Annotated in this window: 21 protein-coding genes; 7 read left to right on the top strand and 14 right to left on the bottom strand. The window is 62.3% G+C overall.

All coding sequences use genetic code 11. The features are described 5' to 3' along the window. Window positions 1-20 precede the first annotated feature (20 nt). Window positions 21-1,097 carry a phosphate ABC transporter substrate-binding protein PstS gene (gene pstS, locus ACT6VE_RS10195; RefSeq protein ID WP_444798497.1) on the bottom strand — a complete coding sequence of 359 codons (1,077 nt, stop codon included), beginning with the start codon at window positions 1,095-1,097 and terminating at the stop codon, window positions 21-23. A 264-nt stretch (window positions 1,098-1,361) separates the two neighbouring features. Between pstS and ACT6VE_RS10200 the strand changes: the two genes are divergently transcribed. From ACT6VE_RS10200 to ACT6VE_RS10215, 4 genes are all read left to right on the top strand, one after another. Then, window positions 1,362-2,168, top strand: coding sequence for a 3-hydroxybutyrate dehydrogenase (locus ACT6VE_RS10200; RefSeq protein ID WP_444798498.1), 807 nt, complete (start codon window positions 1,362-1,364; stop codon window positions 2,166-2,168). A 39-nt stretch (window positions 2,169-2,207) separates the two neighbouring features. Next, a complete protein-coding gene (locus tag ACT6VE_RS10205; protein WP_444798499.1) occupies window positions 2,208-2,951 on the top strand; it encodes an acetoacetate decarboxylase in 744 nt (247 codons plus the stop codon). Window positions 2,952-2,962: 11 nt separating this feature from the next. Then, a complete protein-coding gene (locus ACT6VE_RS10210) occupies window positions 2,963-4,135 on the top strand; it encodes a patatin-like phospholipase family protein (RefSeq protein ID WP_444798500.1) in 1,173 nt (390 codons plus the stop codon). 133 nt (window positions 4,136-4,268) lie between these two features. Continuing rightward, the gene (locus ACT6VE_RS10215; RefSeq protein ID WP_444798501.1) at window positions 4,269-4,547 is read left to right on the top strand and encodes an amphi-Trp domain-containing protein; all 279 of its coding nucleotides are present in this window, start codon (window positions 4,269-4,271) and stop codon (window positions 4,545-4,547) included. A gap of 135 nt (window positions 4,548-4,682) precedes the next feature. Here ACT6VE_RS10215 and ACT6VE_RS10220 read toward each other — a convergent pair whose 3' ends face one another. Beyond that, window positions 4,683-7,019 carry a mechanosensitive ion channel family protein gene (locus ACT6VE_RS10220; RefSeq protein WP_444798502.1) on the bottom strand — a complete coding sequence of 779 codons (2,337 nt, stop codon included), beginning with the start codon at window positions 7,017-7,019 and terminating at the stop codon, window positions 4,683-4,685. Between the two features lie 272 nt (window positions 7,020-7,291). Next, on the bottom strand, window positions 7,292-8,041 hold the full coding sequence (locus ACT6VE_RS10225) for an SDR family oxidoreductase (protein ID WP_444798503.1): 750 nt from the start codon (window positions 8,039-8,041) through the stop codon (window positions 7,292-7,294). A 109-nt stretch (window positions 8,042-8,150) separates the two neighbouring features. On the opposite strand from ACT6VE_RS10225, the gene ACT6VE_RS10230 reads away from it, so the two are divergent. Next, window positions 8,151-9,056 carry a LysR family transcriptional regulator gene (locus ACT6VE_RS10230; RefSeq protein ID WP_444798504.1) on the top strand — a complete coding sequence of 302 codons (906 nt, stop codon included), beginning with the start codon at window positions 8,151-8,153 and terminating at the stop codon, window positions 9,054-9,056. Window positions 9,057-9,152: 96 nt separating this feature from the next. On the opposite strand, the gene ACT6VE_RS10235 is transcribed toward ACT6VE_RS10230, so the two are convergent. Then, a complete protein-coding gene (locus ACT6VE_RS10235) occupies window positions 9,153-11,177 on the bottom strand; it encodes a methyl-accepting chemotaxis protein (protein ID WP_444798505.1) in 2,025 nt (674 codons plus the stop codon). A gap of 389 nt (window positions 11,178-11,566) precedes the next feature. Next, on the bottom strand, window positions 11,567-12,457 hold the full coding sequence (locus ACT6VE_RS10240) for a dihydrodipicolinate synthase family protein (RefSeq protein ID WP_444798506.1): 891 nt from the start codon (window positions 12,455-12,457) through the stop codon (window positions 11,567-11,569). A 233-nt stretch (window positions 12,458-12,690) separates the two neighbouring features. On the opposite strand from ACT6VE_RS10240, the gene recX reads away from it, so the two are divergent. After that, entirely contained in the window at window positions 12,691-13,245 is a 555-nt protein-coding gene (gene recX / locus ACT6VE_RS10245) for a recombination regulator RecX (RefSeq protein WP_444798507.1), read from the top strand. Between the two features lie 13 nt (window positions 13,246-13,258). Here the strand turns inward: recX and ACT6VE_RS10250 are convergent, their stop codons facing one another. Beyond that, entirely contained in the window at window positions 13,259-13,555 is a 297-nt protein-coding gene (locus tag ACT6VE_RS10250; RefSeq protein ID WP_444798508.1) for a putative quinol monooxygenase, read from the bottom strand. 201 nt (window positions 13,556-13,756) lie between these two features. Then, the gene (locus ACT6VE_RS10255; RefSeq protein WP_444798509.1) at window positions 13,757-14,950 is read right to left on the bottom strand and encodes a helix-turn-helix transcriptional regulator; all 1,194 of its coding nucleotides are present in this window, start codon (window positions 14,948-14,950) and stop codon (window positions 13,757-13,759) included. 148 nt (window positions 14,951-15,098) lie between these two features. Between ACT6VE_RS10255 and ACT6VE_RS10260 the strand changes: the two genes are divergently transcribed. Then, a complete protein-coding gene (locus ACT6VE_RS10260) occupies window positions 15,099-19,064 on the top strand; it encodes a tetratricopeptide repeat protein (RefSeq protein ID WP_444798510.1) in 3,966 nt (1,321 codons plus the stop codon). An 80-nt stretch (window positions 19,065-19,144) separates the two neighbouring features. Here ACT6VE_RS10260 and sctU read toward each other — a convergent pair whose 3' ends face one another. From sctU to sctO, 7 genes are read right to left on the bottom strand one after another with little or no spacing between them, the layout of a single operon-like run. Beyond that, window positions 19,145-20,260 (bottom strand): type III secretion system export apparatus subunit SctU, encoded by a 1,116-nt coding sequence (gene sctU / locus ACT6VE_RS10265; RefSeq protein WP_444798511.1) that lies wholly within the window; start codon window positions 20,258-20,260, stop codon window positions 19,145-19,147. Beyond that, window positions 20,257-21,090, bottom strand: a complete 834-nt coding sequence (gene sctT, locus ACT6VE_RS10270; protein ID WP_444798512.1) for a type III secretion system export apparatus subunit SctT — start codon at window positions 21,088-21,090, stop codon at window positions 20,257-20,259. Before sctT ends, sctU begins: the two co-directional genes overlap by 4 nt. Then, the gene (gene sctS, locus ACT6VE_RS10275) at window positions 21,087-21,353 is read right to left on the bottom strand and encodes a type III secretion system export apparatus subunit SctS (protein WP_444798513.1); all 267 of its coding nucleotides are present in this window, start codon (window positions 21,351-21,353) and stop codon (window positions 21,087-21,089) included. The genes sctT and sctS overlap by 4 nt, the downstream gene beginning before the upstream one ends. Before the next feature lie 12 nt (window positions 21,354-21,365). Further along, window positions 21,366-22,007: a type III secretion system export apparatus subunit SctR gene (gene sctR / locus ACT6VE_RS10280; protein ID WP_444798514.1), complete on the bottom strand. Its 642-nt coding sequence runs from the start codon at window positions 22,005-22,007 to the stop codon at window positions 21,366-21,368. Between the two features lie 9 nt (window positions 22,008-22,016). Beyond that, window positions 22,017-23,141, bottom strand: a complete 1,125-nt coding sequence (locus tag ACT6VE_RS10285) for a FliM/FliN family flagellar motor switch protein (protein WP_444798515.1) — start codon at window positions 23,139-23,141, stop codon at window positions 22,017-22,019. Next, on the bottom strand, window positions 23,138-23,878 hold the full coding sequence (locus ACT6VE_RS10290; RefSeq protein WP_444798516.1) for a hypothetical protein: 741 nt from the start codon (window positions 23,876-23,878) through the stop codon (window positions 23,138-23,140). Before ACT6VE_RS10290 ends, ACT6VE_RS10285 begins: the two co-directional genes overlap by 4 nt. Then, window positions 23,875-24,342 carry a type III secretion system stalk subunit SctO gene (gene sctO, locus ACT6VE_RS10295; protein WP_444798517.1) on the bottom strand — a complete coding sequence of 156 codons (468 nt, stop codon included), beginning with the start codon at window positions 24,340-24,342 and terminating at the stop codon, window positions 23,875-23,877. The genes ACT6VE_RS10290 and sctO overlap by 4 nt, the downstream gene beginning before the upstream one ends. Window positions 24,343-24,346 lie beyond the last annotated feature (4 nt).

Below are 24,346 nucleotides of genomic sequence, written 5' to 3' on the forward strand. Positions count from 1 at the left end.
CAAATGCAGCGTTCTGGCGCCTAGTTGTTCGCGAAGCCCAGATTCGCGGTCCAGTACGCTTCGATCTTGCCGGCGAGCGCCGGCGACACGGGGATGTAGCCAAGCGCACTCGCCTCATCGCCGCCACGGCTGAAGGCGACGCGGAAGAGATCGAGCACGCGGTTGATACGCCCTTCACCGCGGTCCTTCGGCACGACCGCATAGGTGACGACCGTCATCGGATAGGCCTTTTCACCCGCAACTTCGGCGGCATCGGCGGCAGAACCCGTCGTGCCGTCCCAGGTGGCCGTCTCCAGGCCCGCCTGGAAGGCCTCCGGGCTCGGCCGGATGAAGGTGCCGGCCTGGTTTTGCAGCGAAACAAAGGGCAGGCCGAGGCGCACGACCTGGCCATATTCGAGATAGGAAATGCTGTTCTTGGTCTTGGTCGCCAGGCTCGCGAGCCCGCCGGTACCCTTCTCGCCCTTGCCGAGCGGCCACTCGATCAGCGTGCCGGCGCCCGGCTTTTGCGCCCATTCCGGGCTGCTTTTGGAGAGGAACCCCGTGAAGGCCAGGGTCGAGCCTGATCCGTCCTCACGATGCAAAACCTCGATTGCCGCGTCCGGCAGGGCCAGATCCGGGTTCAACGCCTTGATGGAAGGGTCGGACCATTTGGTGACCTTGCCGAGATAGATATCAGCAATCACGGGGCCGGACAGACGAAGCGCCCCGGCACCTATGCCATCGACATTGGCGACGACAACGATGCCACCCATGACGACGGGGAACTGGAGGAGGTCGCGCGCCTTCAGTTCATCGGCCGGCAGCGGGGCATCGGTTGCGGCAAAATCCGTCTCGATCTGACCGAGGCGCATCACGCCGGCGAGCGAGCCGACCGGCTCATAGTCGACGCGCCAGTCCGGCGACGTGAAGTCGCCGCCATCCGTGCGCATCGTCTCGTAATCATGCGACCAGAGCTGGATGATCGGCGCGGCAAAGGTCGATCCGGCACCACGAATGGGCTCCGCATGGACGCTCGCGGCGGAAAAAATTACAGCGCCAAGCACCAGCGCAAACCTGCTCCACACATTGCGGGCAAGGGGTTGGAATGCATTCATCATGAATCTCCCCTCGTCAATGCGCACTTTCAGACAACGGGAAGCCGCCCCGACAGTCATCACCGACTGCCAGGCATGAAAATGCGCATGACCATAAGACGTAAATTAGCAAACTGCGTTTTCAGCCATTCTTTACTATTAAGTTTGCTTGACGGGCACATGACAATATTGGCGGCATCGCCACAATCGCTCCGAGACGACTGTCATCTGCGTGAAATGTCGGCGTGCTCCAAACCACGCCACGCGCCACGTCCGATGGAGATCCCGATGAACGACGCATCCCAGCCGAAAACCCTCAGCAACCGAACGGCCATCGTCACCGGCTCGACCAGCGGCATTGGCCTTGCCATCGCCCGCCGTTTCGCCGCTGCGGGGGCGAACATCGTCATCAACGGGCTGGGTGATGCGGTCGCAATCGAGGCAGAGCGCGCCGGCATCGAGGCGGATTATGGCGTGCGCTGCCTGTATTCGCCGGCCAACATGCTTTCCGGCAGCGAAATCGGCGAGATGGTGAAGCTCGCGCTCGACACATTTGGAGGCTGCGACATCCTCGTCAACAATGCGGGCATCCAGCATGTCGCGCCGATCGAGGAGTTTCCGGACGAGAAATGGCAGGCGATCATCCAGATCAACCTCGTCGCCGCTTTCCATACCATCAAGGCTGCACTGCCGGCGATGAAAGACCATGGCTTCGGCCGTATCATCAATGTCGCCTCTGCCCACGCGCTCGTCGCCTCGCCGTACAAATCCGCCTATGTGGCGGCCAAGCACGGCATTGCCGGCCTGACAAAAACCGTCGCGCTGGAAGCCGCCACCAATGGCGTCACGGTCAACGCCATTTGCCCCGGCTATGTCTGGACGCCGCTCGTCGAAAAACAGATCCCCGACACGATGGCCGCACGCGGGCTTACCAAGGAGCAGGTCATCCATGACGTGCTGCTCGAGGCACAGCCGACGAAGCAGTTCGTGACGGTCGAGCAGGTCGCCGGCCTCGCCCTCTACCTCGCCAGCGAGGAGGCGGCCTCGATGACCGGTGCGATCCTTTCGCTCGACGGAGGCTGGACGGCGCACTGATCGCCGCCACCCTATTTTTCTCCTGTAGGAATCAATGACATGAAGGCCACCGACGTCCGCAACGCCTACGCCATGCCGCTGACGAACCCCGCCTATCCGCCGGGTCCCTACCGCTTCATCGATCGGGAATATGTCATCATCAGCTACCGGACGGATCCCGATGCGCTGCGCGCCGTCGTGCCGGAGCCGCTGGAGATCATCGACCCCATCGTCAAATACGAGTTCATCAAGATGCCGGACTCCACCGGTTTTGGCGACTACACGGAATCCGGCCAGGTCATCCCGGTTCGCTTCGAGGGTGAAGAGGGCGTCTACGTGCACGCCATGTATCTCGACGACGACGCGCCCATCGCCGGCGGGCGGGAAATCTGGGGCTTTCCCAAGAAACTCGCTTTTCCCAAGCTCGTGCACGAGGGCGAGGTGATCGTCGGTACGTTGCACTACGGCTCCGTGCTCTGCGCCAGTGCCACCATGGGCTACAAGCACCGTACGCTCGACGTCGCCGAGGTTGCCCACTCGCTCGCCAAGCCGAATTTCCTCGTCAAGATCATCCCGCATGTCGACGCGACACCTCGTATCTGCGAGCTGGTGCGCTATCATCTCGAGGACATCGCGGTGAAGGGCGCCTGGACGGGACCGGCCGACCTGCAGCTCTTCCGCCACGTCATCGCCGACGTCGCCCGCCTGCCCGTGCTGGAGGTTGTCTCGGCGGTGCATTTCGTCGCCGACCTCACATTGGGACTCGGCGAGGTGGTGCACGACTACATGGGCGAACCCGGTTGAAGGACGAGATCATGGACAAGCAGGTCAGGTTGCAGCCGAAACGCAAATCCGAAACGCCCGATATCGCCGATGTCGTCGGCGGCTATCCGGCGGTGGGCCTCGTCTTTCAGGGCGGTGGCGCGCTTGGCGCCTATCAGGCCGGCGTCTTTCAGGCGCTCGATGAAGCCGGTATCGAGGCGAACTGGCTGTCGGGCGTCTCGATCGGCGCGGTGAATGCCGCGATCATCGCCGGCAACACCAAGGGCAACCGGCTCGATCGGCTGCGCGACTTCTGGGAGACGATTTCCGCCCGCAAGATCTGGCACTTCACGCCGGAAGGCGACGTCTTCCGCAAGATGCGCAACCAGGCCAGCGCCATGATGACGATGACGTCGGGCCTGCCCGGTTTCTTTTCCCCCCACCAAATCAATCCCTGGTTCCAGCCGCCGGGTGCCTCCACGGCGACCAGCTTCTACGATGCGTCGGAACTGAAAACCACGTTGAACCGCCTGATCGACTGGGACGTCCTGAATGATCGCCGTCAGCGGCTCAGTGTCGGTGCCGTCAATGTCCAGACCGGCAATTACCGCTATTTCGACAGCCATATCGAGGTGCTCGGCCCGGAGCATGTCATGGCGTCCGGCGCGCTGCCGCCCGCCTTCCCCGCCGTGCTGATCGAGAACGAGTATTACTGGGACGGCGGCATCGTCTCCAACACGCCGCTGCAATACCTGCTCGAGCAGGAGGACGTGCGCGATACGCTGGTCTTCCAGGTCGATCTTTTCAGCGCGCGCGGTATCCTGCCCCGCGACATGGCGGATGTGCTCGCCCGGCATAAGGACATCCTCTATTCCAGCCGTACGCGTAACAACACGGACACGTTCCGCCGCATCCACAACCTGCGCCTGAAACTGCACCAGGCGCTGCTGCGTGTGCCCCCGGAAGCCTTGACGGACGACGACCGGGCGTTCCTCGCCGCCATGGAGGACGTGCCGCAGATCAACATCGTCCACCTTATCTACCAGCAGAAGATCTACGAGAGCGACGCCAAGGACTACGAGTTTTCCGGCACCTCGATGCGCGAGCACTGGGATTCCGGCTACGAAGACACCCGCAAGACCCTGAAGCACCCCCGCTGGCTGGAAAAGCCGCCGGAATCCATCGGAATGACCGTCCATGACGTGCATCGAGATGACCCTAGATAACTCAACAATAGAAATCCTAAATGAAAGAGAACTATAAAGCATAGTTTGTCACGAACTTAAATTTATACGGTCATCACCGCATTACAAATCCATGTTCTTATTAAAATGCCAACTCTTAAACAGGAGAGAGAACATGGATGCCAATCGCGAAATCGAAAAAGACTATTCGCTGACGGAATTTGTTGCTGAACTCCGCCGTCTGGCAGACACGCTGGAATCGAACGAGCGCTTCTCGATCCAGATCGACGAGGAAGACGTCCAGGTCCCCGAGCACGCCATCGCTTCTATCGCCTACGAGATCGAAGACGGCCGAGCCGAAATCGAATTCCAGCTGACCTGGGAAGCCGGTGAAGCCGAAGGCGACGTCGAGAATGACAAGGACGAAGACGAGAACGAAGAAGCGGCGGCTTAAGGCCTGTCGAGCCCCACAGGGGAACCGCTGAACACTACGAGACCCTGTGGCGACACCGCCGCAGGGTTTTTTATGTCCGGATCAGCCATCGCGTCCGACGGTCTTGTGCGTGGAAAGCCGGCCGGTTTCTACCGATCAGGCACTCGCCGCATTGGCAGCCGCTAGCGCCTCCTGCCGCCGGCGATGAGCCTCGGCGACAGCCGCGTCGGCATCGGCATCGCTATGATGCCCGCCGACCTGAACGGTTGGTGACGCGAACTGGATGCCGTTCTCCTTGAAGTCGAGCTTGATGCGGTTCATGATCTCACGGCGGATCATGAACTGCTCGCCCGGCTTGGTGGTGAAGCCGACGCGCACGATGATAGCGTACTCGCCGAACTCCCCCACGCCTTTCATCTTCAGCGGTTCCAGCAGGCTTTCCTTGTATTCGGGCTTCTCGGCAATATCCGTCCCGATGCGCTTGATGACCTTACGCAGTTTTTCAAGGTCCGTGTCATAGGGAACGGAGATGTTGAACTTGGTAACCGACCAGTCGCGGCTCATGTTCTGCACGGCGCCAAGTTCGCCGAAGGGTACGGTGGTGAGCGGTCCGCGATGGTGGCGCAGCTTGACCGACCGCAACGAGAAGCTCTCGACCACACCCTTGTATTTGCCGGTTTCGATATATTCGCCGATGCGGAAGGCGTCGTCCCACAGATAGAAGATGCCCGAGATCAGATCCTTGACGATGGTCTGGGCGCCGAAGCCGATGGCGACGCCCGCCACGCCGGCACCGGCGATCAGCGGGCCGATATCGACGCCAAGGCTGGTCAAAGCCATCATGACCGCCACGATGGCGAGGGCTATCGAAAGCATGTTGCGCAGGATCGGCAGCAACGTACGGATGCGGGCGTTGCGGCTACGCTCCTCGTCGCTCAGGTGGCGGCCAACCGGCTCGTCGGCCATGCGTACTGTGATTTCGGACTTGACGAACTGCCAGAGGATGTCGGCCACCAGAAGAACGGCGATCGCCTGGGCGACGGCATGGGCGACGCGGCTGATCACCGTATCGCCGGATCCCATCATCATGCCGGCAGCATCGACACCTGCGACGGCCGCGATCCACCAGGCGGAGAGGATGATGACGAGTGCGCGCGCGCCCCGTTCGCCAATGACGAAGCCCATGCTGGTCGGGCGCATGGTCTCGCTCCCGCCATGCAGGCGGGCGACGACCGCCGTCGTCAGCCGCAGGGCGGGTGGCAGCAGGAGGGCGACTACGCCGCCCCAGAACAACAGTCGCAGCCCCGCTATCCACACGACCAGGAGCAGGATGAAAGCCACCGTCGCCAGCCAGGACCAGATCTTGCGGGCGGTTTCGCTGTGGTCGGCGCGGTATGGACGACGCCAGAACGCATCGACAGCGATGACGAAGAGGGCCAGATCGAAGGCGAAGATGACGAGCAGCAACGCGCCCTGCGAGAAGCCGAACAGCCGCATGAGTTCCACCACCGTCCAGCCGGCAATGAAGACACGCAGGCCCCGCTGGAAACGGGAGAACCAGTAGCGGACCCGCTCCGGCGTCACGCGCGGCTGCACACTGTTACTGCCGTCAGGTTCGGATTTCGCGGCATGCGCTGAAGCGGTTGCCTCATGCGCGACCGGCACAGCCTTCCCTTCAGAGGGAGTAACCAGATCGGGCGACGGCATCTCGACCGCCGCCGCGGTGTCCGCCGAGACAGACGACACCTCTGGCGGCGTCTCGGCTGCAGCAGGCGGCGCACGCCCGACCGGTTGCTCGAGCAGCCAGACGATATAGGCGCCGAGAAGACCGGAAAAACGGATGACAATGGCCGCTATGGCCAGAATGAGCGCGGTGCGCTCCAAAAGCGGTGGCCAGGCTACAAGGGCAAGCGGCAGCAGGGCACCGAGCGCAAAGCTGATGGCCTTACCACAGGCATGAAGGCCGATTGGCACCGCACCCACCGGATCGGCCATCGGCCCAGCAGCCTGGCGACGCCAGTGTCGGCCGGACAGATGGTCGAACAATCGCTCCGCCCCGATGGCAAGCAGAGGCACGAGAAGCAGCAGCAGAAAAAAACGCAGTGGGCCGCGCTGGGTCACTTCGGCCTCAAGCCTGGTCATGGCCGTCTGTGCGCCAGGCCCGAACTCCATGCCGCCTTGCATGGCGGTGTCGATCCTTTCCTGGATCAGGCCGAGCTTTTCCGCAACATAGCCCGACTGCATGTCGGCCTCGGCGCCAGCGACCGGCGTCTGGCCGGCCTTGCTTTCATCAGCCTTCGTTCCACCCGCCTGGGCACTGTTGAGCCAGGCAGTGACATCGGGGTCGGCAAGCAGCCGCGAAATCTCGCGCAGCTTGTCGGCCGGCGGCGTCCCGGCCTCCTGTGCTTGTGCAGGAAAGGCAAGACCGATGAAAAGCAGAATGATCGCAATGCAAGAGGCCTTGCAATGCAGGATGGTGCGGACTGTCGTCATGGCTTTCGAAACCTCCCCACCTGCAACCTGCGAAGCCGAGCGGAAGATGGTCCGACGGCTTCATGAACGTGTCATGGATATGCGACGTCGATGTTACGTTGGCGCAGGGGGTTTTGTTTCAGCTCTTTTGGGTAGAATTCTAAAAGCCATCACGCCTCCCCTGCGCGACCGTCATCCAATTATTTCATCATGTTGACTGGCCGCGCAAGCCCGCATTGTGCCGATGGTAAGCGAATGAAACCGCCTGCCATCGGCGTGCCAGCCTGACCCGCCTACAGCGTGCCCATGCCGCCATCGATCATGATCTCGCTGCCGACCGTGTAGGCCGCCTCGTCGGATGCGAGAAAGACCACGGTCTTGGCGATTTCGGACGGCGTGCCGAACCGGCCGGCCGGGACGAGGCCCTTGATGTTCTCGGCGACGGCCTTCAAATCCGTCTCGCTGAAACCGAGTTTGCCGTAGAGCGGCGTCGAGACAGGTCCCGGCGAGACCGCATTGACGCGGATGCCACGGCTGATCAATTCGCCCGACAGCGTGCGGATGAGCGATTGCAGCGCTGCCTTCGAAGCACCGTAGACGCTGGAATTGGGCATGCCGATATGGGCATTGACCGAGGTATTCAGCACGATCGACGCGGGATTGGCGAGGATCGGCAGAAGTGCCTGGATCAGGAAATACGGGCCTTTGACATTAATGTCGAAGACGCGGTCGAAGCCCGCCTCATCCCAGGCATCGAGCGGCTTCAGCAGGGCAATGCCGGCGTTGACGAAGAGGATGTCGAGGCCACCGAAGGCCTCCTCGATGGCTGTCGCCACCTGTTTCTGGCCGATGACATCGGCGGCATCGGACTTGATGACCAGCACGCCGTCGCCGAGTTCCTTACGCGCGGCCTCCAATGTCTCCGGATTGGTTCCGGTGACGGCGACGCGTGCACCTTCAGCGAGAAATTGACGCGCCGTCTCCAGGCCGATGCCGCTGGTGCCGCCGGTGATGAGAGCGCGTTTGCCTTTGAGCCTGTCCATAGTGATGTTCCTTGTCGTTGGGGTTGGGTTGTTGAAGCGGACTATGGCGCAGGCAGAACGTTCGCACTAGAATGCGGAATGGGAACCTGTCTTCCGGAAAACCCGAACAATGAAACTCGACGGCATAACAAGCTTTGTGGCGGTTGCCGAAGCAGGCTCCATCAGCGAGGCGGCGCGGACATTACGGCTGTCGAAGTCGGTGGTGAGCGAGCGGCTCGCTGAACTGGAGCGCAGCCTCGGCGCGACGCTTCTCCACCGAACGACCCGCCGAATGTCGGTGACGGAGGACGGTGCCGCCTTCCTCGAACGCTCCCGGCGGATCCTGCGCGAAGTCTCGGAAGCCGCGACGGATCTTGCCGAGCGGCGCGGCACCCTTGCCGGCCCGATGCGCATCTCCGCACCCGTCACCTTCGGCCGGCTGCATCTGGGGCCAGCACTGTATCCTTTCCTTGCGGCCAATCCCAAGATCGAGATGTCGCTCGATGTCGACGACCGCCGTGTCGATATCGCTTCCGGCGTCTATGACGGGGTGGTGCGCCACGGGGCGATCGAGGACACCCGGCTGATGGTGTGGCGCCTCGCGCCCAGCCGCCGCGTGCTCGTGGCGTCGGACGACTACCTCGCCCGCCATGGCATACCGGCAACGACAGCCGAGCTCGACGCGCACAAGGGCATTTTCTACACGAACAGGGGCATTGCAGACTGGCGCTTCGCTACCCCCACCGGGGTCGAGATCATTCGCGCACATGTGGGGCTTCGGGCCAACAACGGCGACATGCTGCGGGATGCGGCGATTGCCGGCCTTGGCATCGCCCTGCTCCCCCTCTTCATCGCCGGGCCGGACATTCGGGCAGGAAACCTGACGGTGGTCGACGTCGGCGTCCGCCCCACGCCGGAATTCATCTACCTTGCCCATCCGGAAGGCCGCCGGCCGCCCGCCAAGCTGCGCGCCCTGGCGGACCACCTCAAGGCGGCCTTCGGCGACCCGCCCTATTGGGAAGAAGGGATCGCCTGACGCTCGTGTCAACGCATGGAAAAACCCACCCGCGATTGCCGCGGGTGGGTTCCTCTCTCAAGAACCTGCCGTTTCCCGAAGAAACGGGTTTTCGTCTCAGAATTCCTCCCAGTCGTTCTTCGCGGCAAGGGCGGCGTTGCCGTTGAAGGCGGAAGCGACCTTGCGGCCAAGGGCGCGGGCGGGAGAGGCGTAGGCGGCATCCGCGGGACGGGCAGAGCGAACCGAACCGGCCTGGGGCGCTGCAGCACCCTCTACACGGAACTGGCTGACGAGTTCCCGCAGACGGACCGCCTCGTTGGCAAGCGTGTTGGAGGCAGCGTTCGACTGCTCCACCATTGCCGCATTCTGCTGTGTCGTCTGGTCCATGGCGTTGACCGCAATGTTGACTTCGGCCAGCCCGACGGACTGTTCCTTCGCCGAGGTCGCGATCGATTCCATATGCGCATTGATCTCTACGATGAAGGCGCTGATGGTCTTCAGCGCCGCACCGGCATCCCGCACCAGCTTCACGCCGTTCCCGACTTCGGTAGAGGAATTGTGGATCAGCCCCTTGATCTCCTTGGCCGCCTGGGCGGAGCGCTGGGCAAGCTCGCGCACTTCCTGTGCAACGACGGCAAAGCCCTTGCCGGCATCGCCCGCACGCGCGGCTTCCACGCCGGCATTCAGCGCGAGAAGGTTGGTCTGGAAGGCGATTTCGTCGATGACGCCGATGATGTTGGAAATCTGCTGCGAGCTTTCCTCAATCTTGCGCATCGCTTCTTCCGCGTGGGAAACCACCTCGGCGGATTCGGCGGCCGAATGGTTCGCGCGGCTTGCGACATTCTTCGCCTCTTCGGTCCGCTTCGAGGAATTGGCCACGTTGACGGTGATTTCATCGAGCGCCGCCGCCGTTTCCTCCAGCGAGGCCGCCTGCTGCTCGGTGCGTTTGGAAAGATCGTCCGTACCGCTGGCAATCTCGCGCGTGCCGCTGTCGAGCGTCGCGATGGAGCCGGAAATCTCTCCCAGCGTCGTGCCGAGTTGGGCGACCGACCGGTTGAAATCGTGCCGCAGCGCCTCGAAATCCTGCGCGAAGGCCTCGTTGAGCTGGAAGGCAAGGTCGCCGCCCGCCAGGCGTTTCAGGCCAGCAGCGAGACCGGAGGTCGCAATGCGCAGCCGCTCGGCCGCGTCGGCCTCGGCTTTTTCCTGCACGGCGACGCGTTCGGCTTCCGCCCGTTTGCGGCTCTCTTCGGCTTCCTGTTCCAGTCGCCGGTTGGCAATGGCGCCCTGGCGGAAGACCTCGAGCGCCTTGCCCATGTCGCCGATTTCGTCGTCGTTCTTCGCAAGGCCGATTTGCGTGTCCAGCTCCCCGTTTGCGACCAGCCCCATCGACTTGCGCAGCGTATCCATGCCGCCAATGATGCGCTTGAAGGTGACGATACCGACAATGGCGAGCATCAGCACAAGCGCGGACATGGCGATGGTGATGAGGGTCCAGTAGAACGAGGCGCGCACGTTTGCCTCGTCCACGGCGCCCTGGGTGCGCTGCTCCAGCTTCAAGAAGAAACCGTCGACAGGCTTCATGATCTGCGCCTTGAAGGCGTGGTAGTCGGGCGAATTCAACATCGCCGTTGCCTTAGCCTTCGCCTCCGGGCCAAGCGTGGCGATATTGTCCACGAGGGCCATCGCCTCGGTCTCGATCTTGACCAGTGCATCGGAACGCTTGCTGGCTTCGTCCAGCAGGGCGAATTCCTCATCGGTGAAGCCGGCCTGTTTCATCAGGTCGTGCATGGAAACGGCAGCATCGTCAGGACGGGGCTTGGCTTCGCCACCTGCAACGAAATCCCAGTAGATCCGGTGATAATCCTGCGGGCGCGGGCGCGTTCCGTTGCGGATTTCGATGACGGCGTTGTACTGGTCCTTGAACGACGGATCACCCGTCTCGGCATAGGTTCGCACAAGGCGGGTCAGATCGTCGGAGGACTGACGGAAACCGTCGGCCAGCAGATAGGATTTGTATTTCTGGTCATAGGCGCTGGTGACGTCGCCGGCCGCGCCGGCATAACCCCACAGGCTGCCGACAAGCCCCGCGATCGCGACGCCCGTTGCCGATGCGAGGACGATGAATTGCGTCTTGATTCTCATGATGGACATTTCCTGGCGTGGACATGCCTCTTCTGCCGCGCCGAACTCATTTCTGACGTCATGAAGTCATGCCGCACATGAGTGCAATATCCGACCGCATCGCCGGAATACTGTGAACTGGTACTTTAAATTGGTTATGGAATCGCTAATCTCGCCATCATCGACGATTTTTACTGCATGCTCCAACCATGATTCCGGAAAATCCCAATATTCCGGCTAATTTTCAACCGTAAGTACTTTGCCATCAAGAAATTATGCAAAGACGAGCATAAGTTTCGTAAATATACCTACGGTTTACTACCATCGCGAAAATGCTCTTTTTTGTTGCTTGTCCGCTGGTTTTTTCTGTAGCCGGAGCCACACCAACAGTGACAACGCTTACCTGAACGTCACATCCGAAGGTGATCAACCGCTGCTCTTACCCGTGCGACGTCGTCGGGCTGCAAGGGCAGGACGGGTCGTGGCGGGTCGACCCGGCAGAGGTCGAGGATTTCCGCGATGGCAAACATAACGCGGAAACTGCCGAATTCCTTGAACAGGTTCCAGAGCGGCTGGAACGCCCGGTCGAGCCGCTCGGCTTCCGCCCCGTCGCCGGCCATAGCCGCCTGCGTGAGCGCCAGCGCTTCGGCCGGCAGGAGGCCGGCGACAACACTGTACCAAGCATCGCCACCCGAAAGCAGCGAGCCCGCCGCACCCCAATCGCCGCTGTAGCCAATGGCGAAATCCGCCGGCAACCGCGCGCGCAGCCGGACGAGTTCGCCCCTAAAATCGCCATCGGCCGGCAGCGGCATCTTGATGGCCGCGATGTTCGGCACCTCGGCAAGCCGCGCGATCAGATCGTCGCTGAAGACGAAACGCGTGGTGCCGGGATTGTTGTAGATGCAGAGCGGCAGCCCCCCCGCCGTCGCGACGGCGGACATGTGCTGGAAAACCTCCTCGTCCGTGAGCGGCGTATAGGACATGGGCGCAAGCAGCAGCCCGTCCGCCCCGGCCTTGCTGGCATCGTGCGCCAGCATCTCGGCTTCATCCGTGCGCAGCGCACCGACGCCGACGATGAGCGGAATCCGACCGCCGACGCTCTCCACGGCGGCAGCCACCGCGCGGCGCCGCTCCTCCCGTGAGAGGAAGGCATACCCGCCCGTGCTGCCAAGGAGGCCGATGGAATGGGCGCCGGCCATAACGATGCGTTCGAGCAGACGGGCAAGTGCTGCCGTATCGACGCGGCCCGCGGTGTCCGTCGGAGTAATGGAAAAGGCCGAAAGGCCGCTGAAAAGAGTCATTGTGGGTCTCCTGCCGCAAATCATATAGCCCGCCGGCGATCTTGAAGGCGATCGACCACATTGTCACCGCGACAAGTCCTCAAGCACACACCAACCCGCGGGATGGGCAAAGACGAACCGCAACGTCGTCGCACCGAACCTTGTGTTTCACCGGACGATCAGACTACCATTGTCGCAAATCACAACGCGGATAAACGCGATCGCAGCGACGAATGGCCGGACCTGATTCAAACGTGCAGGACGATACGACACCACCCGACACGCCGTCTGCGCGCATGTTCTCTTGGGCGCGCAATTCGACGATCTACCGCCTCGGGCGCAGCATGCATACGGAAAAGCAGCTGTTCGACGCCATCTCACGCAAGGCGCGTGAAAAGTTCGAAGATATTTCCGACACGCAGGTCAAGGCGCTCGCCGACTCGGCGGTGAAATTCGGTTACGACATCAGCGTCCTCGATGACTGCGCCTATGCGGAGACAAGCAGCCGCTCCGGGATGCGCAGCGGCAAATCCCGGCGCGCGGTGTCGCAGAAGCTGTCACAAAAGGGCGTTGCAAAGGATACGGCGGCCGCGGCCGTCGCCGAGATCGACGATTTTTATGCCGCACTCGTCCTTGCGCGCAAAAGAGCTTTCGGGCCCTTTCGCAAGGTGGAGCTGGATGACAAACGGAAAGCCAAGGAGTTTTCCGCCTTCGCCAGGGCAGGCTTCGGCTTCGACATCTGCAAAACCATTATGTCGATGCCGATCGAGGATGCCGAAGAAGCCTTGGATGCGGGCCGCCACTTCTGACGACGGGAAAGGCTCAGACAGCAGGGCCAAAAGCGTCCATCAGGATATAGGTCCCCTTCTCCCGCTGGTGGGCATCGATCTGGGGAACGAGGCGGCGGAAGTGCTCCGTCGCACAGTGAATATCCAGCGCTGCACGGTCAGGCCAGGTTTCGATGAAGATGAAGTGACCCGGGTCCTTCTGGTCCGTGAAGAGGTCATAGCCGATGCACAGCGGCTCCCGGCGAGTGAGTTCCACAAGCTCTCGATAGAGAGGTGCCACGATGCCGATTGCCTCGGCTCGAATGAAATCCTGTGCGATGACCTTGAGCATGCCGCTGCCGTCCAATTCTCGAAATTCCCGACGAAACCGCTTCATAGGGGATTGCGCGAAAGTCGCAATGACCACCCCACGCTGCGAAAGCAGCTGTAGTCCGCGCTCCATGCAGGCTCGGTCGCGTGCGCCATTGGGAACCTGCCGGCGAACGGCGCACTGGCCGTCGATAGCGATGGCTGTCGCCGCGGACTGGCGCTGTCAGCCTGCGCCCTCCAATTCGCTGGCTTGCGCTGACGCGAGCCAAGCCTCGACTGTCGATCGGTCATTCCATGTATTTTTCTGGGCCCAGCCCAGATACTTCGAGGCGCCTTGCGAGCGCTTGGTGAAGGCCAGGGCCGAGCTTGGGCTCATCTCATATCGCTTCCGGAAAGCGCGGCTGAAATGCGCTTCGCTGCGAAATCCGTGCTGGTGGGCAATCGCCGATATTTTCTGGTTGCCTGCGGATCTGACAATCGCTTGCAGGCTGGCCGTCAGCCGTTTGCCAAGCAGCCAGCGTTGCACGCCGCCATGCTCTTCAAACGAACGAAACAGTTTCGACCGTGACATTCCCAGCTCGAGCGCCAGATCTGCGGGGCCAAAGTCCGGATCAGACATCCTCGTTCTGGCCAGACGGTAGGCGCGATGCAAGACGGAGTGATCACCGCGCAGGGTTCTTGGGGCAGCGGTGGGAAGGGTGGCCGCTGCGAACTGCAGGATTCCATTGACGGCCGACTGAGCCTCGAGGACGTTGAGCCCGTCGATATGCGCCACGAGTGATCTCATCTGGCCCCCGAGAATGTTGCCCGCGCTGCTGTTTGCAGCCAACATCATGCCATGGACGTCACCTTGCAATTCGGAAAGCGTACTGGCTTTGTCGAATGTAAGCGCAATGCCCTCATACCCGGAAGTATAGGATTCATAAGGCAAGGAGTAATCGACGGCAACGACATCGCCGGGAACATGGATTCTCTTGCATCCGTCGTAGTCGGTCACCACGCTCCCGCCTGTGAGCAGATAGAGCGACATCTTGGAGATCGGTCGGTCGTCAATGACGTGCTGCGGTCGAGACATCGACATGGCCGACCCGCCGTTGACCTGCACAAAGGTCTCGGGAAGCTGCCATGAGCTACCATGAAACTCGAACGACGCCACATCGGCATCGGCCGGTATCGAGCAGTCGACCAATTGTGAGAGTGCCGCCTTCCAGGCAGCGTAACAGTCCTCGCCCCGAGAGAACGGCCAGACAACACGATGCGACGCACATGCCTTCGGATTGCCGTCAGCTTCCAACATCCCTGCCCCCTCTATGCCTGCCCCGGGCAGCTGGGCTGCGCGGCCAGAGGTCGCAAGCCTGCCACCACCAACGATCACACCGCTGCGCGCCTTGTAAGGCGAGAGCGGCGGCTCGATCACGGCAATGTTCCCCAAAATCTACAATAAACTGGTCGTCGTCTTTGCGGGCGTTACACCGGCGTGATATTGGCGTTAATTCAAGTGGCTGCGCACCAAAACCATCCGCATTTGCTTTTGAGGAAAATCATGGGAGCGCGCCGCCAGAAAAATGCATGAAAGTATCGCGCCTCCCAAATTTCGTCTCTCACTGCTCGGACGATTCTCACTGACGACAGGCGACGGCATCGTTCATTTGCCAAGCAGGAAGCTCTCGGGATTGCTGGCATATCTCGCCTGCACCGGACCGCAACCCCAACCGCGCGAGAGACTGGCCAATCTCTTCTGGGGCTCGCACTACGAGACACAGGCCCGGCAGAACCTGCGTCAGGCGCTTTTCCGGCTACGCCGAATTCTCGGGCAGGATGCCCTCCTCAACAACGACGACGAGGTCTGGCTGGCGGCCGGCGCAATTGATTGCGATGTGGCGCACTACAGGGCATTGATCATCGAAGGAAGCAGCACCTCGCTTGCCGCGGCCGTCGATCTCTACGCAGGACCGCTGTTGTCGGACTTGACCATAGCAGAAGACGCCTGGTCGGACTGGCTTGCAGCAGAGCGCGAACGGCTGGAAAGCCTCGCGCTCGACGCCATGGTCGGCCATGGCCAGAAGGCGGCGCAGGCGGGGGATGTGGAAGCTGCGCTTAAGGCAGCCCAGCGGGCAATCCAGGTGAATGCGCTCCGCGAGGACGCCCATCGCTTGATCATGCGGGCGCTGGGCAGCATGGGGCGCAAGGCCGAGGCGCTTCGGCACTATCAGAATCTCGTGGGGCTGCTGAAGCGCGAGTTAAACACCGAGCCCGATGCCGTGACGCAATCTCTGGCGGCAGAACTTCGTAGTGAACAGCCGCCGGGCTTGCGGACGATCAGCGAGCCGGAGTTCACCCCCTCGGCAGCATCCGGACGGGAAGTCGAAACCAGAATCACTGCGGCGCGGAATGCCGATACGTCGACGATAGTTGCTGCGAGTCCGGATGCTCTTGAGCAGCGCCAGCTAACAATCCTGGTTTGCAGCCCGATCGCCCCGATGGGCCTTTCGGCAAACCCGGATCCCGGGGATGCCCACGATCTGATCACCGCCTTCCACAAGACGGTGAGCGACGTCGCGACGCAGTTCGGCGGCTTCGTCGCGCAGTTCCAGGGCAATGGCGTCGTGGTGTATTTCGGCTACCCGGCCACTTGCGAGCATGATGCCGAACGCGCGGTGCGCGCCGGTCTCGCTATGCTCGCCTCAAGTGGCGGAGCGAACGGGTTGTCCACTGAAGCGCTTCCGGCGAGCGTTGGCATCGCCACCGGGCTCGTTGTCGTCGGGAAAAAGGCGACGGCAGACAATGGCTCGCACCTGGTCGCAATCGGCGAAGCCCCAACTTTGGCAACACGATTGCAGTCCAATGCTGCACCCGGCGAAGTCGTGATGGCGGCAAGCACGCAGTTGCTTGTGGGACCGCTCTTCGATTGCCGGGCGCTCCCGGCCAGCGACGGCAAGCAACAGCCGCACGCATGGCAGGTGCTTGGCGAGATCGCCGGCGTCAGCCGCTTCGACGCGCGGCGTGGCGATGTTTTGAGCCCGCTCGTCGGCCGGCAGGAGGAAATCGCGCTGCTGCTGCGCCGTTGGGATCAAGCCAGTTCCCATGAGGGGCGTGTCGTGCTGATCTCGGGCGAGGCTGGCATAGGCAAGTCGCGCATCGCCGAGAGCGTGGCGGCCAGGCTCGATGGCGCACCTCACACGCGTCGTCGCTACTCCTGTTCCCCCCATCATACGCACAGCCCGCTGCATCCGTTCATTGTCCAGCTCCAGCAGGATGCCGGCTTCGGGCCTGACGACAGCGCCGGCACAAGGCTTGACAGGCTGGCGGCGCTGCTCGCGCCGACATCGGTCGATTTACCACGCGATGTGGCGCTCTTTGCCGAGCTGACGGGCGTGGCCCTGGACAGCCGCTATCCGGCGCTGGCTGCCAGCCCGCAGCAAAAACGCGACATGACCCTCGGCCTGCTCATGGACCAGCTCGCGTCCGCCGCGTCGAAGATGCCGCTCCTGATCCTGTTCGAGGATCTGCACTGGATCGATCCGACGTCGCTGGATCTGCTCGAACGACTGGTAATCCGCGCCGCTCGGCTGCCGCTACTGTTGCTGGCAACGGGCCGGCCTGAATTCCAGCCGGGCTGGATCGACCAGCCGCATGTCACGGCGCTGTCCTTGAGCCGCCTCGGCTCCAACGAGAGCACCGGCCTCATCCGTGGTATCGCCCGGGACAAGGCGCTGCCCGATGCTGTCATTGGACAGATCCTGGCACATACGGATGGCGTGCCGCTGTTCATCGAGGAACTGACCCGTTCTCTTCTCGAAAGCGGGGTGTTGCGCGAGACCGGTGACGGCTGGACCGTCGACGGGCCGCTGCCAACGCTCTCGATCCCGACGACGTTGCAGGCCGCTCTCGCGGCCCGCCTCGACCTGTTGGGTCCAGCCAGGGACGTGGCCGTGATCGGCGCGACGATCGGGCGGGAATTCTCCCATGCTTTGATCACTGCGGTGGTGTCGGCCGTGGGTCCTGCGGACATCGAGGCACAGCTCACACGACTGGTCGAATCCGGCCTCATTTCGCGCCGCGGCGCACCTCCGGCACCGGTCTACGTGTTCAAGCACGCACTCGTACAGGACGCGGCCTATGTGACGATGCTCAAAAGCCGGCGGCGGGAGTTGCATGCGACGATCGCCGGAACGCTGATCGACCAATTTCCGGCATTGGCCGAGGAGCAGCCCGAGGTCGTCGCCCAGCATTTCACGAAGGCTGGGCTTGCCAGCGATGCTGTTCGCTACTGGGTCAAGGGAGCCCGGCTTGCGCAAGCGCGCTGGGCCAACCGCGAGGCCGCCGGCTTTTTCGAACAGGCACTGCGCGTTTTGGCAACCCTGCCCGAAACGCGTGAGACGCTCGAGCAAGCCATCGATCTTCGCTTCGATCTGAAGACATCGCTTACGCCGATCGGACAATTCGACCGCATCGTCAGCCACCTTCGGGAAGCCGAGGACCTGGCAAGGCGTCTCGGCGATCAACGCCGACTGGCACGGTGTTTTTTCCACATGTGCCAGACACTCGGGTTGAGCGGCGATCCAAAGGAAGCGACGGCCTTTGGCCAGCAGGCGCTGGAGCTTGCGGATGCGCTCGGCGACGTCCAGCTTCAGGTGGCAGCAACGCTGTTTCTTGGGACGGCCAGCTTCTCGACACTCGATCATCGGCAGGTCGAACCGCTTTTCCTGCGAGCGCTGAATCTTCTCGATGCGCAACCCAGCTTCGAGCGGTTCGGTCTCACCGGATTTCCAGCCGTGACGGTCCGGGCATTCTTGGCCCGCATCTATGCCGAGCAGGGCAAGTTCGAACTGGGTCTGGTGCACGGCGAGGAGAGCATTCGCATCGCTCATGCGGTTGACGATCCCTTCAGCCTGACCATCGCCTATTGGTGCCTCGCCGACCTTCTTGTCATCCGGGGCGAGTTCGCCGGCGCCATAACGAAACTGGAACGCGCTCAGGCCTTGGCCCGCACGTTCGATCTGCCCTTCATGCTCGCCGGCAGTTCCGGAACGCTCGGCTACGCCCATGCGCGGCTGGGACAGACGGCTCAGGGCCTCCCCTTGCTGGAGCAGGCGTTGGGCGCTCTCGAGGCCATGGGGCACCGGTTCGGCCAGGCCCTTTTCCTGGTGCCGCTTGGGGAGGCACATCTGCTTGCCGGCCAGCATGCGGATGCGTCCAAATATGCCGGACGCGCCTTGACCATGGCGCGTGAAAGCGGTCAACGCCGCGGCGAGGCGGGTGCACTGCGCCTTCTCGGAGACGTCCTGGTCCGCACCGCACCGGTGCATGAGGCCGAAGCCCACTACCGCGATGCGCTCGCGATCGCACAGGAACTCGACCTCGGCTCACTTGTCGCGCGCTGCCATCACGATCTCGGAAACCTGTACCGGCGCACAGGCCAGCCGGATCAGGCTCGCGACCAGTTCAACGCGGCGACCACGATGTACCGTGAGATGGGGATGCAATTTTGGCTGGAACAAGCCGAGACGGAGAGCCGCCAATCGCCGTAGACAGGACGTGAATGCTCCGCCTCCAGAAGGGCGCGGCGCGTTCGACGTTGGTCAACCGGTCGAGGTCGTGGCGGCCTGCGTCACATCTGCGGATCGTTTCGATGATCCGATGCCTCCATATCGATGACCCCGTGTGCGAGCCGACCCCGGTAGAGGGTCTCCTGGTTCCTTGTGACCCAGGCGAGGACTTCGGCCACCGCATCGAAAAGGTCGTCGGGGATCGGCTCGTTGAGATCGGCATCGGCAAACAGTGCGCGTGCCAGCGGCACGTTCCTGAAGACGGGCACGCCCGCCTCCTCGGCCTGGGACCGCAGATAATGCGCATGCAGGTTGCGGCCCTTGGCGGTGACGACCGGCAGCGGCATGCGCGCCGGAGAATAGTCGATGACCACCGCGAAATGCGTCGGGTTGACGACGACGGCCGTGCCCTTGCGCGCGGCAATGCCGCCGTCGCCCATCGCCATTTCCTGTGAAAGCTGCTTGCGCTTGCCCTTGATATGGGGATCGCCCTCGCTTTCCTTATATTCGCGCTTCACCTCGTCCTTGGACATCATCAGGCTCTTGGTGTGGTGATGTTTCTGATAGGCAAAATCGGCGAGCGCCACGACGATGAAGGCCAGCGACGAATAGACCAGGGTCTGGCCGAGCGCACTCACGGTGATGTCGAGGATGCAGGGAACGCCGCAGGCGAGCGCGTTCATGTAGGGCGAGATGGAATCGCGGATAATGTAGTAGAGCAACCACGACAGGAGCGAGATCTTGAGAACCGACTTTAACAGCTCGACCACCTGCTTCATCGAAAAGATGCGCTTGAAGCCGGCCGCCGGGCTGATCTTCTCTCCCGACGGCATGATCGATTCGAAGGAAAACAGGCTGCCAATCTGCATGTAGTTCGCGGCAGTGCCGGCAAAGACGACGACCGCCAGGATCGGCAGCATGATCACCACGCTGTCCCACGCCGCGCTGTAGATGCCGGGTATGTAACTGTCCTCAAAATCCCCAATCGCGAGCTTGGCCACCGTGTCGAAAAGCGCGGTGAGCCGCTGGTTCGTCGCCCCCCAAGTCACCCAGACATAGAGGATCACCGATAGAAGCGAGATGGTGGTAACGACCTCCTGGCTCTTGGCGACCTGCCCCTTTTGGCGGGCGTCGCGCTCCTTCTTGGGTGTCGGGAGTTCTGTTTTCTCGCCGCTCACGGGTCGCCTCCGGACGAGGAGAGGCGCATCACCTCGTAGAAGCGGTTCATATAAGGCTCGAAGACCTGCAACTGGTCGCTCGCATAGGGCAGCAGCCGCGAAAAATAGAAGATCAGGATAAAGATCGCCAAGGCGCTTTTGATCGGCATGGCGAGGATGAAGACCTGCACCTGGGGCGCAAAGCGGCTCACCACGGCCAGCGCGAACTCGGCCAGGAACATGATCGCGACGATGGGCCCAGCGATGACGATGACGATGCGCATCGCCTGGTCGGCGATTGCCAGCACCAGTTCCGGGAACTGGTCCGTCAGGATCGGGATGCCGTTCGTTGCCGGCCAGAGCGCGAAGGAATGGTAGAGCAGGCCGAGGATCGGCAGCACCGCACCGCTGCTGAAAATATAGGTCACGAAAGCCTGGCTGAAGAGGATTCCAAGCGGCGAGGTTTCGTGACCCTGAAGCGGATCGATCGATGCGGCGATGGCCGCGCCGCGCTGGTTGTCAATCAAGGCGCCGGCCGACTGCACGGCCCAGAAGACCCAGCCGACAATGTAGCCGAGGATGAAACCAATCGCACATTCCTTGACGAAGAACAGCGCGTAGGACGGGATGGTCCGGTCGAAATTATCGATATGGGCGTAGTTGATGGGTGCTGCCACCATCGCCAGCGTCAGGATGATGGCCGTGCGCGCCATGCGCGGAACGGCCGTCTGGGCGATAAGCTGCGAGGTTGCCATGAAGGCATAGAGGCGCGGAAGGGTCAGCAACATCGCAATGACTTCACGATCATAGAGACCGAGAAACAGCTTGATGACTTGCTGGATGTCACTCACGTCATGCTCGGGAAATCGGTGAAGAGTTTCGTGGCGAAATTGACCAGCTCACTGCCGAGCCATCCGGCCATCATGGCAATGGTCAAGGCGACCGCGATGAGCTTGATGGCGAAGGAAACGGTCTGCTCCTGCACCTGCGTGAGGGCCTGGATCAAGCTGATCAGAATGCCGACGACGGACGCCACGATGATTGGCGGCATCGACAGGACCATCACCAGGAGCATCGATTCCGTGATCTGCTGGAGGGCAACATCAGGCGACATGCGGTTTCCCCATCAAACGTAGCTCTTCACAAGCCCAAGGATGAGCCGCGACCAGCCATCGATCATCACGAAGAGGAACAGCTTGAAGGGCAGCGAAATCGTCAGCGGGCTGACCATCATCATGCCCATGGCGAGCAGGATGTTGGAGATGATCAGGTCGATGGCGATGAACGGCAGATAGAGCAGGAAACCGATCTCGAAGGCTTCGCGCAGCTGCGTCACGGTGAAGGACGGCAGCACCACCGCGATACTGTTCATGTCCAGCGTGGCGGCCATGTCAGGGGGCCAGAGAGAGCGGGCGGCTTCCAGAAAGAACAGTTTTTCGCGCTCGGCGGCGTGCCGCGTCAGGAATTCGAGGATCGGCCCCTTGCCCGCGTCATAGGCGGTGCGCAGCCCGTCGACGGTGTCGAACTGAAAGTTACCGACAGATATGATGTTGTAGGTAGCAACGATGACCGGGGCCATGATGTAGCCGGACAGGATGATCGCCAGCGCATTCAGCGCCATGTTGGGCGGAATGTTCTGCACGCCGATCGCGTTGCGAACGAGCAAGAAAACGACGGAGATCTTGATGAAACTGGTGGCGACAACCGCAATGAAGGGAAACAGCGCCGCAGCGCCGACGATGAAGATGAGGTTTAACGGATCGACCATGCTGTGGGCCTAGGAACGCAAGAGAAAACGGGTGACCCGCACGGCGATACGCTCATCGATGCGCACCAGATCGCCCGTCCCGACCACATCGCCATTGGCCCGGATGGTGACGGCCACGCCATCGGCAAGTGCTGGCGGGTCGAGGTCGACGATCGTACCGGTCTGCCATTGGGAGAGCGCTGAAAGCGGCACCGTCGCGCGGCCGATGTCGAAATCGATCGTTACGCGCAGGTCATCCCGGGAGAGGCTGTCCGCATCCGTTTCGACCTCCTGTGCGGCGGGTCCGGTCGAACTGCCGGATGCGGCCGGATCGTGGTCCAGTTCATCCGTGTTGGCGTCGTCGTTCATGCCTCGTCCCCAATCCTGCTTGCAAATTCGGGCGCGCGCCCGAAACCCGTTCAAGGCCTGTATTCCCACGCAGCGCCAACCGTCGTCGGCCTGTTGCAGATCGAGCACCCGCTCCTCGAGGCGAACCTGATGCGTCAACGGATCCCGTTCAGCCAGGACCACGACGGCGCCCGGCTCAAGGGCTGCGAGTTCCCCGAATGTCAGCGAAATCGATCCAAGCGTGATGTCCGCCGGGACCATGATCCGCTCAGCGAGCTGCAAATGGGCCGCCGACCCCGGCGGCAGGCGGTCGCCGATGAGACGCAGCAAGCCCGCCCGGTCGACACCGAGGTCCAGGTCGATCGTCAACCCGTCCCGACCGGTGACCTGAACCGAAAACCACTGCACCGTGCTCGTCGCAAAGGCCGCGAAGGCTGTGAGGACGTTCTGTTCGCCGATATGGAGTGCGCCGGGCTGCCCGGGCGACACCGACGCGGCAAGCGCCGATACGACACCCTGGTACATCGCCTCGCGCAGGCCCGCAGGCAGCGAAGGAAGGTCCGCCACATCGAGCTCGACCTCATGGCGTTGCCGGAACGGATAGACGCGAACATGTGCAAGCAGAGTGACGTCGGAGCCGCGCGGGATCAGCTCAAGACACCAGGCATCGCCGGGCGGCGGATCGGCAAGAGCGAAGCTGACCGAGCCCCCGTCCAGCGGGATCGGTTGACCGCTCAGCGCGACAAGCGCGTTCCAGACATCGGTGCTGCCGAGACCGGCACGCGGCGGTAACCAGGGCGTCGTCACGATCGATCTCCCGGCCGCGCAAACAGCGCCGATATTTCGTCCATGCTTCGCGAAACCTCTCTTGCCGCGGAGGTTTCGAGCGCCAGGATCTTCACCGTACGGTGAGCGAACCGTGTCTGGAGACGTTCGGCCAGCGATTGCACCGCCTGGGTCATTCCAGCGAGATCGCTGATAGCGCCATGCCGGAGCACGATATCGACGCTGTCGCGGTTCATCGAGATGGTTATTCCGGCCAATCCGGCCTCGCCGCCGGGCAAATCGAGATTGAGCTTCACTGTGGCGGTCGGGTTGCCGCGTATCTCGGCCAGAATGGCCCGCTCGATCCGGTCCCCAAGGGCATTCACCCGCATGGCAGCCTCGCCGCCCGGCACCGCGGGGATCGTCACCGACACCTGCTCGGCAGCCAGAGCAGGAAGGGGCAAAGGGACGAATGCGCTTGCCATGGCAATTGCAAGAAGACGCGGCTCCCTTGCGCCATCGCTTGCACTTCCAGCGGCGTCCCGATCGCCAATTGCGCGCGCCATCTTTTCGCGGAACGCATGTTCTCGCTCGTCCGGGACGCCATCGTGGAAACCGGAATTGCCGAAACGGCCTTGCAACCCGAAACCTTCGCCGCGATGGTCCGCCTTGCCGAAGGCCGGATCGTCCTTGCCTCGATGAAGCAGCGGCTGGGTATCGGCCTGTCCTGTCGACAGGCCATCCTGCCGAGTGCCGCCTGTGCCGCCAATCCGGGTCATGCTGTCCTCGCTCTCGGACGGGAAAACAGGTCCTCGACCTCGATCTCTTCCTTGTGTTCCACCTCGACGGCCGCCGCGAGCACCAGATCGTCGGTGATGATCTGGAACTTGTCGCGCTTCTTCTGCGCATGACGATAGGCCTGCGTCAGGGTTACAAGCTCGCCTTCGAGGCCATGCTCGATGTGGCGGCATCGCTCCGCGATATCCTTGAGCACCGTGTGGTCCCTCTCCAGCCGGACGATACGGCCCTTGATGCGGTCGATCTCGCTCTGGTCGACAACTTCGCCGAGGATCTCGGCATAGATCGCGTTCTCGCGGCTCGGGAGTGCCGCCGCGCTTTCGGCGACGTCGGCCTCGGCACCGATGCGCCGGCGTCGCGCGTCGTCGAGCTGCCGGCGCTTGGCCTGCATGGCGCTGAGAGCCTGCTCTTCCTTGAGCTTCTTGACGCGCAACAGCGTCTTCATCTGC

This window comes from Shinella sp. (assembly GCF_052438155.1).
Classification (GTDB): domain Bacteria; phylum Pseudomonadota; class Alphaproteobacteria; order Rhizobiales; family Rhizobiaceae; genus Shinella.